Source organism: Pseudomonas sp. RP-B7 (assembly GCF_059803535.1).
Genome location: NZ_JAPFHC010000049.1, coordinates 17,274 through 28,333 on the forward strand (window position 1 = coordinate 17,274; position 11,060 = coordinate 28,333).

6 protein-coding genes are annotated in these 11,060 nt (G+C 63.4%); 2 read left to right on the forward strand and 4 right to left on the reverse strand.

Annotated elements, in window-relative coordinates; all coding sequences use genetic code 11:
- Position 1: 1 nt before the first annotated feature.
- From narH to OPU96_RS27740, 4 genes are read right to left on the reverse strand one after another with little or no spacing between them, the layout of a single operon-like run.
- A complete protein-coding gene (gene narH / locus OPU96_RS27725; protein WP_192300734.1) occupies positions 2–1,540 on the reverse strand; it encodes a nitrate reductase subunit beta in 1,539 nt (512 codons plus the stop codon).
- 1 nt (position 1,541) lies between these two features.
- The gene (locus OPU96_RS27730) at positions 1,542–5,315 is read right to left on the reverse strand and encodes a nitrate reductase subunit alpha (RefSeq protein WP_498560110.1); all 3,774 of its coding nucleotides are present in this window, start codon (positions 5,313–5,315) and stop codon (positions 1,542–1,544) included.
- Between the two features lie 57 nt (positions 5,316–5,372).
- The gene (locus OPU96_RS27735; protein WP_192300736.1) at positions 5,373–6,770 is read right to left on the reverse strand and encodes a NarK family nitrate/nitrite MFS transporter; all 1,398 of its coding nucleotides are present in this window, start codon (positions 6,768–6,770) and stop codon (positions 5,373–5,375) included.
- Between the two features lie 2 nt (positions 6,771–6,772).
- Positions 6,773–8,023 carry an MFS transporter gene (locus OPU96_RS27740; protein ID WP_226457781.1) on the reverse strand — a complete coding sequence of 417 codons (1,251 nt, stop codon included), beginning with the start codon at positions 8,021–8,023 and terminating at the stop codon, positions 6,773–6,775.
- Positions 8,024–8,333: 310 nt separating this feature from the next.
- Here OPU96_RS27740 and OPU96_RS27745 point away from each other — a divergent pair, with 310 nt between their 5' ends.
- A complete protein-coding gene (locus tag OPU96_RS27745; protein ID WP_226457782.1) occupies positions 8,334–10,136 on the forward strand; it encodes a HAMP domain-containing protein in 1,803 nt (600 codons plus the stop codon).
- The gene (narL, locus tag OPU96_RS27750; protein WP_226457783.1) at positions 10,133–10,780 is read left to right on the forward strand and encodes a two-component system response regulator NarL; all 648 of its coding nucleotides are present in this window, start codon (positions 10,133–10,135) and stop codon (positions 10,778–10,780) included. Before OPU96_RS27745 ends, narL begins: the two co-directional genes overlap by 4 nt.
- Positions 10,781–11,060: the final 280 nt, after the last annotated feature.

Genomic DNA, 11,060 nt, shown 5'->3' on the forward strand with positions numbered 1-11,060 from the left:
CTCAGTCCTCCCAGATCTGGACGGTTTTCAACACGTCGCGGCGGTTGGCCTTCTTGGCGCCGAACATATTGGTGTCGGAACTGCCGCTGCAGCCGCTGCCAAAGCTGAAACCACAACCGGAACGCTCGGCGAACGCGTCGCTCATGGCGTCTTCGCGGTGCGCACTCGGCACCACAAACCGGTCCTCGTAGTTGGCGATGGCCAGGTAGCGATACATCTCCTCCACCTGAGGCACCGTCAGGCCGACGTCTTCGAGCACTTGCAGATCCTGCACGCCGTCGACTTGCTGGGAACGCTTGAACGCACGCATCGCCAGCAAGCGTTTCAGCGCGCGCTTGACCGGTTTTTCATCGCCCGCCGTGAGCATATTGGCCAGGTAGCGCAGGGGGATGCGCAGGCTGTCGACATCTGGGATCACCCCGTTCATGCCCACGGTGCCAGCGGCCGCTGCGTTCTGGATGGGCGAAAGTGGCGGCACGTACCAGACCATCGGCAAGGTGCGGTATTCGGGGTGCAGCGGCAGCGCGAGTTTCCAGTCCACGGCCATTTTGTACACCGGCGAGCGCTGCGCCGAGTCGATCACCGACTGTGGCACACCATCGGCCAGGGCCTGACGGATCACCGCCGGGTCGTTGGGGTCGAGGAAAATTTCCAGCTGTTTCTCGTACAGGTCCTGCTCGCTGGCGGTGCTCGCCACTTCGCTGATGCGGTCGGCGTCATACAGCAACACGCCGAGGTAGCGAATGCGACCGACGCAGGTTTCGGCGCACACCGTCGGCATGCCGGCCTCGATGCGCGGGTAGCAGAAGATGCACTTCTCGGACTTGCCACTCTTCCAGTTGAAGTAGATTTTCTTGTACGGGCAGCCGCTGATGCACATGCGCCAGCCACGGCATTTTTCCTGGTCGATCAGCACGATGCCGTCTTCTTCGCGCTTGTAGATCGCGCCGCTGGGGCACGACGCCGCGCACGCCGGGTTGAGGCAGTGCTCGCACAGGCGCGGCAGGTACATCATGAAGGTGTTTTCGTACTCACCGTAGATGTCGGCCTGGATCTGGTCGAAGTTCTTGTCCTTGCGACGCTTGGCGAATTCGGTACCGAGGATTTCCTCCCAGTTCGGCCCCCACTCGATTTTCTGCATGCGCTTGCCCGACACCACCGAACGTGGGCGTGCAGTGGGTTGGTGTTCGCCCAGCGGTGCAGTGTGCAGGTGCTGGTAGTCAAAATCGAACGGCTCGTAGTAGTCGTCCAGGCCTGGCAGGTCAGGGTTGGCGAAGATGTTCGCGAGCACGCGGAACTTGCCGCCGATGCGCGGGTTGATCGTGCCGTTGGCATTGCGCTGCCAGCCGCCCTTCCACTTATCCTGGTTTTCCCACTCCTTGGGGTAGCCGATGCCGGGCTTGGATTCGACGTTGTTGAACCACGCGTATTCCATGCCTTCGCGGCTGGTCCAGACGTTTTTGCAGGTGATCGAGCAGGTGTGGCAGCCGATGCATTTGTCCAGGTTGAGGACCATGCCGATTTGTGAGCGGATTTTCATCTCAGTTCTCCTCGATGTCAGTCGGCAATGGGCGTGGCAGGTCATCGCCATGGGAGCCATCGAGCCAGTCGACCTTGGCCATCTTGCGCACCACGACAAACTCGTCGCGGTTGCAACCGACCGTGCCGTAATAGTTGAAACCGTAGGCCTGCTGGGCATAGCCGCCGATCATGTGGGTCGGCTTGAGCACTACGCGGGTCACCGAGTTGTGGTGGCCGCCACGGGTCTTGGTGGTTTCCGAGCCCGGCACGTTCACGATGCGTTCCTGGGCGTGGTACATCATCACCATGCCCTCCTTGACGCGCTGGCTGACCACCGCGCGGGCGGTCAGTGCGCCATTGACGTTGAAGCATTCGATCCAGTCGTTGTCCTCGATGCCGGCGCGTTTCGCGTCGATCTCCGAGAGCCACACAATCGGCCCGCCACGGCTCAGGGTGAGCATCAGCAGGTTGTCGCTGTAGGTGCTGTGGATGCCCCACTTCTGGTGCGGGGTGATCCAGTTCAGCACGATCTCCGGCTCGCCATTGCTGCGCTTGCCCTTCACCCCTTCGATGGTGCGGGTGTTGACCGGCGGCCGGTAGCTCATCAGTTGTTCGCCGAAGGCCTGCATCCACGGGTGGTCCTGGTAGAACTGCTGGCGGCCGGTGATGGTGCGCCATGGGATGTTTTCATGGACGTTGGTGTAACCGGCGTTGTAGCTCACGTGATCGTCTTCCAGGCCCGACCAGGTGGGGCTGGAAATGATCTTGCGCGGCTGCGCCTGGATGTCGCGGAAGCGAATCGCCTCGTGGGCCTTGGGCAATGCCAGGTGGCTGTGGTCGATGCCGGTGAATTCCGACAGCGCCGCCCACGCCTTGACTGCCACGTGACCATTGGTTTCCGGGGCCAGGGACAGGATGACCTCGGCCGCATCAATGGCCGTGTCGATCTTCGGCCGCCCCTGGCTGATGCCCGCCTCGCCTTCGTGATGATTCAGCTCACCAAGGAACTCGACCTCGTCATCGGTATTCCAGTTGATGCCCTTGCCGCCGTTGCCAAGCTTTTCCAGCAACGGGCCGAGGGAGGTGAATTTCTTGTAGATGTTCGGGTAGTCACGCTCCACCACCGCCATGTTCGGCGCGTTCTTGCCGGGCACGGGCGCCACACCGGCGCTTTTCCAATCGGTGCCGCCGAATGGCTGGGCCAGTTCACCAACGCTGTCATGCATCAGCGGCACGGTGACCAGGTCCTGCTCGACACCCAGGTGCCCGACCGCCATGGCCGAGAACGTCTTGGCGATGCCCTTGTAGATGTCCCAGTCGGAGCGCGACTCCCACGCCGGGTCGATCGCCGCCGACAAGGGGTGGATGAACGGGTGCATGTCCGAGGTGTTCATGTCGTCTTTTTCGTACCAGGTGGCGGTCGGCAGGACGATGTCGGAATACACGCAGGTGGACGACATGCGGAAGTCCAGGGTGGTCACCAGATCCAGCTTGCCAATGGCGCCGTCGTCGACCCATTCGGCTTCGGTGGGCTTGCTCTCGCCGCCAAAACCGATGTCTTCGTTCATCACGCCGTTCTTGGTGCCCAGCAGGTACTTGAGCATGTACTCGTGGCCCTTGCCCGACGAACCGAGCAGGTTGGAACGCCAGATGAACATGTTGCGCGGGAAGTTCACCGGGCTGTCCGGTTGTTCGCAGGCGAAGCGCAAGGTGCCGTCCTGCCAGGCCTTGACCACGTAGTCCTTGGGCGCCATTCCCGCCGCCGCCGCATCACGGCAGATGTGCAGCGGGTTGGTGTTGAGTTGCGGCGCGCTGGGCAGCCAGCCGGCGCGTTCGGCGCGGATGTTGTAATCCAGGGCGTGGGTGGGGAACTGCGCCTTGTCTGCCAGGGGCGAGAGCACGTCGTGCATGTTCATTTTTTCGTGGCGCCACTGCGAGCTGTGGCCGTAGAAGAAACTGGTGCCGTTCATCTGGCGCGGCGGACGGTTCCAGTCCAGGCCAAAGGCAAGAGGCAGCCAGCCGCATTGCGGGCGCAGTTTTTCCTGGCCGACGTAGTGCGCCCAGCCGCCACCGCTCTGACCGACGCACCCGCAGAGCATGAGCATGTTGATCAGGCCACGGTAGTTCATGTCCATGTGGTACCAGTGATTCATCGCCGCGCCGACGATGATCATCGAGCGTCCACGGGTCTTGTCGGCGTTGTCGGCGAATTCGCGGGCGATCTGGATCGCCTTCTCGCGGCTGACGCCGGTGATCGCTTCCTGCCAGGCCGGGGTGCCGGGCACGCTGGCGTCGTCGTAGTCCCTGGCCACGTTGCTGCCGCCCAGGCCACGGTCGATGGCCAGGTTGGCGGCGGACAGGTCGAACACACTGGCAACCTTGGCCACGCTGCCATCGGCCAGCACCACGCTGTGCACCGGCACGCGGCGGAACTGCACGGCCTCACCGGCCACGTGCTGGAAGTGCTCGTGGGCTTCACCGGCAAAATACGGGAAGGCCACTTCGGCGACGTCGCCACCGATCAGGCTGAGTTTCAGGTCAATCGCGCGGCCTTCACCGCCCTCTTTGGCGAGGATGTTCCACTTGCCCTTCTCGCCCCAGCGGTAGCCGATAGAGCCTTGTGGCGATACCAGCGCGCCGCTCTCGTCGAGGGCGATGGTTTTCCATTCCGGGTTGTTGTCCTGGCCGAGGTTGTCGATCAGGTCCGAGGCGCGCAGGAAGCGGTCCGGCTGGAAACCGGCGCCGGGGGCGAAACCGGTCACCGGCTTGAGCATCACCAGCACCGGCAGGTCGGTGTAGCGCTTGGCGTAGTCGGTGAAATAGGCGCTCGGGTGGTCCAGGTGAAATTCCTTGAAGATCACATGGTTGAAGGCCTGGGCCAACGCGGCGTCGGTGCCCTGCTTGGGGTTGAGCCACAGGTCGGTGAGCTTGGCCACTTCCGAATAGTCGGGGGTGATGGCCACGGTCTTGGTGCCCTTGTAACGCACCTCGGTGAAGAAGTGCGCGTCGGGGGTACGGGTCTGCGGGACGTTGGAACCCCAGGCGATGATGTAGTTGGAGTTGTACCAGTCGGCCGATTCCGGCACGTCGGTCTGCTCGCCCCACACCATCGGCGAGGCGGGCGGCAGGTCGCAGTACCAGTCGTAGAAACTCAGGCACACCCCGCCCAGCAGCGACAGGTAACGGGAGCCCGCCGCATAGCTGACCATGGACATGGCCGGGATCGGCGAGAACCCGACGATGCGGTCCGGCCCATATTGCTTGATGGTGTAGACGTTGGAGGCGGCGATGATCTCGTTCACCTCCTCCCAGTTGGAGCGGATAAACCCGCCCATGCCGCGCTTGCTCTTGTACGATTCGGCCTTGGCCTTGTCCTCGACAATGCTCGCCCAGGCCTCCACCGGCGCCAGGGTCAGGCGCGCTTCACGCCACAGCTTGAGCAGCGGCTTGCGGATCTTCGGGTACTTGAGGCGGTTGGCGCTGTAGATGTACCAGCTGTAGCTCGCGCCGCGCGGGCAACCACGGGGCTCGTGGTTGGGCAGGTCGTTGCGGGTACGCGGGTAGTCGGTCTGCTGGGTTTCCCAGGTGATCAGGCCGTTCTTCACGTAGATCTTCCACGAGCAGGAACCGGTGCAGTTCACCCCGTGGGTGGAACGCACGATCTTGTCGTACTGCCAGCGCGAACGGTAGACGTTTTCCCAGTCGCGGGACTCTTTGCGGGTCTCGCCGTGGCCGTTGGAGAACTCGTCTTGCTTGCGGTTGAAGAACCGCAGTTGATCCAGTAAGTGACTCATGATGCTTTCCTCATCAGGCGTGCCGTGGGGTGCGTTGCCCCGCGAATTCGTGGTCGATCAGCAGGGTGTGGCGCAGCCTTTGCGGGCGTACCACCACCAGGTCACGACGATGCAGCTCAGGTAGAAACCGACAAACATGTAGAAGGCCATCGCCGGGCTGCCGGTGGCGGCCATGGACGAGCCGAAGGATTTGGGGATGAAGAACGCGCCGAACGCGCCCATGGCCGAGCTGAACCCCAGCACCGCAGCAGACTCCTTGCCGGCATCCTTCAGGGCCTGTTCACGCACCGCAGCGGGTTTGCCGGCGCTGGCCTTCTCGTGAACAGTGCGGAAGATCACCGGGATCATGCGGAAGGTGGAGCCGTTGCCGATGCCGGTGGTGATGAACAGCAGCATGAACATGCCGAGAAAGCCGTAGAAGCTGCCCGCCTCACCGTTCTGCGGCAGGAAGTGCAGCACGCCGAACACCATCACGATCATCAGTACGAAGTTCCACAGGGTCACCCGCGCCCCGCCCAACTTGTCTGCCAGCCAGCCGCCCAATGGGCGTACCAGCGCGCCCACCAGCGGACCGAGAAAGGCGAACTTGAGGGCGACCACGTCCGGGAAGGAAGTCTTGATCAGCAGCGGGAATGCCGCCGAGAAGCCGATGAACGAACCAAAGGTCGCCAGGTACAACCAGCACATCAGCCAGTTGTGCTTGCGCTTGAAGATCACCGCCTGGTCGCTGAACGAGGCACGGGCGCTGGACAGGTCATTCATGCCGAACCACGCCGCCACGGTGACGGTGAGGATGAACGGCACCCAGATGAAACCGGCGTTCTGCAACCATAGTTGGCTGCCATCGGCCAGGGTCTGCGGCTGGCCGCCGAGTGCCCCGAATGCGGCGAAGGTGATCACCAGCGGCACGCAGAATTGCATCACCGACACCCCCAGGTTACCCAGGCCAGCGTTCAAGCCGAGGGCGGTGCCCTGCTGGGCCTTGGGGTAGAAAAAGCTGATGTTGGACATGCTGGAGGCGAAGTTGCCGCCGCCAAAACCACAGAGCAAAGCGATCAGCACAAACACGCTGTAGGGCGTGCCCGGGTCTTGCACCGCAAAGCCCATCCACAGCGACGGCAGCAGCAAGGACGCGGTGCTCAGGGCGGTCCAGCGGCGCCCGCCGAAGATCGGCACCATGAACGAATAGAACACGCGCAAGGTGGCACCGGACAGGCCCGGCAATGCCGCCAACCAGAACAGCTGGTCGGTGGTGAAACTGAACCCGATGGCGTTGAGGCGCACGATCACCGTGCTCCACACCATCCACACCGCAAACGCCAGCAACAGCGCGGGGATCGAGATCCACAGGTTGCGGGTCGCGGTTTTCTTGCCGCTGGCGCCCCAGAACGCCGGGTCTTCGGGGCGCCAGTCGTGGATCACCGGGCCCGATTCGGGCTTTTGCGCGATGGACATGATCATTCTCCTTGGAGCGCTTGTTTGCCGAGCAACGGCTGTTTGCGAATTTCGCTGAGGTACATCCAGGTCAGGGACACCCAGACCACGCCGTACATCAACATGAAGCAGGACGAGCGCACGCCGGTGAGGTCCACCAGGGCGCCAAACATGATCGGCAGCACAAACCCGCCCAGGCCACCGGCCAGGCCGACGATGCCGGACACCGCGCCCATGTTTTGCGGGTAGTCATTGGCGATGTACTTGAAGACCGAGGCCTTGCCGAATGCGAAGGCGATGCCCATCACAAACAGCAGCACGGTGAACAAGGTGGGGCTGAGGCCGATATGGAAATCCAGGGGGCCATTGACGGTCATCACTTGCAGTTGGGTCTGCGGGTAGCTGAGCAGGAACAGGCAGATCCAGCTCACCCACAGCACCCACCAGGTCACGCTTTGCGCGCCCCAGCGATCAGACATCCAGCCGCCCACTGCGCGCAGCACACCGCCGGGCAGGGAGAAACACGCGGCCAGCAGCGCCGCGCTTTGCAGGCTGAAGCCGTATTCCTGCACGTAGTACTTGGTCACCCACAGCGCCAGCGCGACGTAACCACCGAACACAATCGAGTAGTACTGGCAGTAGCGCCACACGGCCGGGTCTTTCAGGCACAGCAACTGCTGGCGCAGGGTCGCGCCACCGGCGCTGCGGTGGGTCTTGTTTTCGCTGGTGAGGAACCAGAACAACAGCGCGGTGATAAACAGGATTGCGCTGAACACCTTGGGCACCAGGTGCCAGGTGCCGAGGGCGATCAGCGCCGGGGCGAGAAACTTGGTCACCGCCGCTCCCGCGTTGCCGGCACCGAACACGCCCATGGCAAAGCCCTGGTTGTCTTTGTCGAACCACTTGGCGACGTACGCAATGCCCACCGAAAACGAGCCGCCGGCCAGGCCGACAAACAGGCCGAGCACCAGGAACTGCCAGTAGGCGGTGGCGTAGGTGATCAGGTACAGCGGCAGCACGCAGGCGAGCATCAGCAGGAAGAACACGATGCGCCCGCCGAAGCGGTCGGTGAGCAGGCCCAGCGGCAAGCGCACCAGGGAACCGGTCAACACCGGCGTGGCGGCCAGCAGGCCGAACTGGGTTTCGTTGAGTTGCAGCAGCTCCTTGATGGGCACGCCGAGCACGGCGAACATCATCCACACCATAAAGCAGACGGTGAAGGCCAGGGTGCTCATGCCCAGCACCAGGCCTTGTCTTATACGGGGTTGAGTCACGGTATGCGCTCCAGAAAGTGATTCCATGAGCGCAGGTTAGGGGCGACACCCCCGCAGAACTTGACCCAGATCAACGTGGGCCGGGTGGGTATGGGGCTATGCTGACCCCGTCTACCTCCAAGGAGGTAGTCAGCAAAACAAGAGAAAGCCTTTATTTATCAATGGATTGCTCTCTTGTGCCGGCTTTTATCCGTGGGAGGGTTCGCCGGCAATTCTTTAGAGGTAGTGCGCCAGGGAAGGCCACATTCGACCCCCTTTCCCGTTCCAGGTGCGCCCATGTCCCGTTGCCGCCCCCTCCAGATCCGCCGTCATGCTTGACTGGCTGCGCAGCTCCCTGCCCGCCCGGGCCGGGCTGGCGGTGATCCTGATTGCGATCCTGGCGCTTGCCAGTTCCCTCAGTGCCGGGCTGATTGCCTGGTTCAGCCAGGGCGATGCGGCGGCGATCAACACCGCCGGCTCAGTGCGCATGGAGACCTACCACCTCAGCTGGAAACTCGCCGCCGGGGCGCGGCCGGACGAGATCGCCGAGGTCAGCCAGAGCCTGCAACGGCGCCTCGACAGCCAATCGCTCAAGGCGGTGCTCGAAGACGGCCCCAACAGCGCACTGCAGCAGAGTTACCAGCAGATCCAGCAACGCTGGAACGAGGAGCTGCGCCCGGCGGTGATGGGCGGCGATGCGGCGCTGTTCCAGGCGCGTGCGCCGGCGTTTGTCGAGCAACTGAACCACTTCGTCGCGCTGTTGCAGCAACAGAGCGAGCACAAGCAAGGCTGGCAACAGGCGATCCAGGGGCTGGCGCTGTTCAGCACCTTGATCATTCTGCTGCTGGGCTTGTACGAATTGCAGTACGGCGTAGTCACGCCCTTGCAGGAGCTGGTGCACGCGACCCGGCGCTTTCGCGATGGCGACTACAAGACCCGGGTCAATCACCGCTCCGAAGACGAACTCGGCCAACTGGCCCTGAGCTTCAACGCCATGGCCGAAACCATCGAAGCCTCCCACCGCACCCTGGAAAGCCAGGTGCAGCGCAAGACCCTCAACCTGCAACAAGCCAACGCCGCCCTCGAACTGCTGTACCAGAGCAGCCGCAGCCTGGCCACGCGGCTGGCCAACGCCGAGGGCCTGGACGAACTGATCCGGCGCTTCCAGAAACGCCTGCCGGGCCTGCGCCTGTCGCTGTGCCTGCAAGGCCACTTCCTCGCCCCGGCGCAGCAGATGCTCGCCCTGCACGGCGAACAGAGCCGCAACATCTGCGCGATCGGCGATTGCGCCACCTGCGAACGCCACCACGTCGCGCCGCCGCAGGTGTTCAGCATCAGCAACCAGGGCGCCGAACTCGGCGAACTCAAGGCACACTTCCTCGACGGCCATGCGCCCCAGGATTGGGAGAAACAACTGATCCAGGCCCTGGCCAACCTGATCGGCACCTCGTTGTCCCTCAAGCGCCAGCGCGAGCAGGACCACCGCCTGTTGCTACTGGATGAGCGCACCATCATCGCCCGCGAACTGCACGACTCCCTGGCCCAGGCGCTGTCCTACATGAAGCTGCAAGTCAGCCGCATGCAGACCCTGATCCGCCGTGGCGAACCGGTCGAGACCCTGGCCAACGTCACCGCCGAACTGCGCGACGGGCTCAACAACGCCTATCGCCAGTTGCGCGAATTGCTCACCACGTTCCGCCTGCAAATCCACGACGCCGGGCTGGTACAAGAGCTGCAAGACACCGCCGAGGAGTTCTCCCGACGCGGCGAGTTCCAGGTGCACCTGCATGTGGACGCGCTGGCCTTCCAGCTTTCAGCCAGCGAACAGATCCATATGTTGCAGATCACCCGCGAAGCCCTGTCCAACTGCCTGCGGCACGCCCATGCGCAGAACGCCTGGCTGCAACTGCGCCAGGTCGGCGAGACCGTCAGCCTGAGCATCGAAGACGATGGCCGGGGTTTCTGCGGCGCCGTCGACACCCGCGAACACCACGGCCTGACCATCATGGACGAACGCGCCCGCAGCCTGCACGGCCACCTCGACATCCAGCCCCGCGAGCCCCAGGGCACACGGGTGCAACTGCGTTTCCAGCCGGAATTTCTCGGCCACTCTCTACAAGGCACCGCCCCATGAACACGTCCACTCGCCACCGTATCCTGCTGGTCGACGACCACCCGATGATGCGCCACGGCATGCGCCAGATCCTCGAACTGGAAGACGACCTGCGCGTCGTCGGTGAAGCCGGCAACGGCCAGGAAGCCCTCGACCAGATCGACGCACTGCAACCGGACCTGGTGCTGCTGGACAACAACATGCCGCACATGAACGGCCTGGAAACCCTGCGCCGCCTGCGCGCCATGGACTACGCGGGCAAGGTGCTGCTGTTTACCGTGTCCGACGCCGAAGACGACATCCGCGATGCCCTGCGCCTGGATGCCAATGGCTATCTGCTCAAGGACATGGAACCGGAGCTGGTGGTCGAATTCATCCGCGACGCCCTGCATGGCGCCCTGGTGATCAGCCCCGGCTTGACCCGCGTACTGGCCCAGGCACTGCGCTCGCCGCAGCCGCACGCGGCGGTGGAATTGACTGAGCGCGAGCGGCAGGTGCTGAGGACGATTGCCAGTGGCTACAGCAACAAGGTGATCGGGCATAAGTTGGGGATTACCGAGGGGACGGTGAAGGTGCATGTGAAGAATCTGCTGCACAAGCTGGGGTTGAGGTCGCGGGTGGAGGCGGCGGTTTGGGCGATGGAGCATTTGCGCCAGGTGGGGTGAACCCAGGCACTGCGAATCCCCTGTGGGAGCTGTCGAGCCCTAGCGAGGCTGCGAAGGCGGCGGCACTGCTGGTGGAGATGTTGGCTGAACCACCGCTTTCGCGGGCAAGCCCGCTCCCACATTTGAGCTGTGTTGCTGGGATGTCAGCGCTCGGCTGGAGATCCCTCTCACACCGCCAATCCCCTGTGGGAGCTGTCGAGCCCTAGCGAGGCTGCGAAGGCGGCGGCACTGCTGGTGGAGATGTTGGCTGAACCACCGCTTTCGCGGGCAAGCCCGCTCC

Bases quoted from the DNA above. Each gene is read 5' to 3' on its own strand.
- narL (WP_226457783.1), top strand. From the start codon at position 10,133: ATGAACACGTCCACTCGCCACCGTATCCTGCTGGTCGACGACCACCCG.
- OPU96_RS27735 (WP_192300736.1), bottom strand. From the start codon at position 6,770: ATGTCCATCGCGCAAAAGCCCGAATCGGGCCCGGTGATCCACGACTGG.
- OPU96_RS27745 (WP_226457782.1), top strand. From the start codon at position 8,334: ATGCTTGACTGGCTGCGCAGCTCCCTGCCCGCCCGGGCCGGGCTGGCG.
- narH (WP_192300734.1), bottom strand. From the start codon at position 1,540: ATGAAAATCCGCTCACAAATCGGCATGGTCCTCAACCTGGACAAATGC.
- OPU96_RS27730 (WP_498560110.1), bottom strand. From the start codon at position 5,315: ATGAGTCACTTACTGGATCAACTGCGGTTCTTCAACCGCAAGCAAGAC.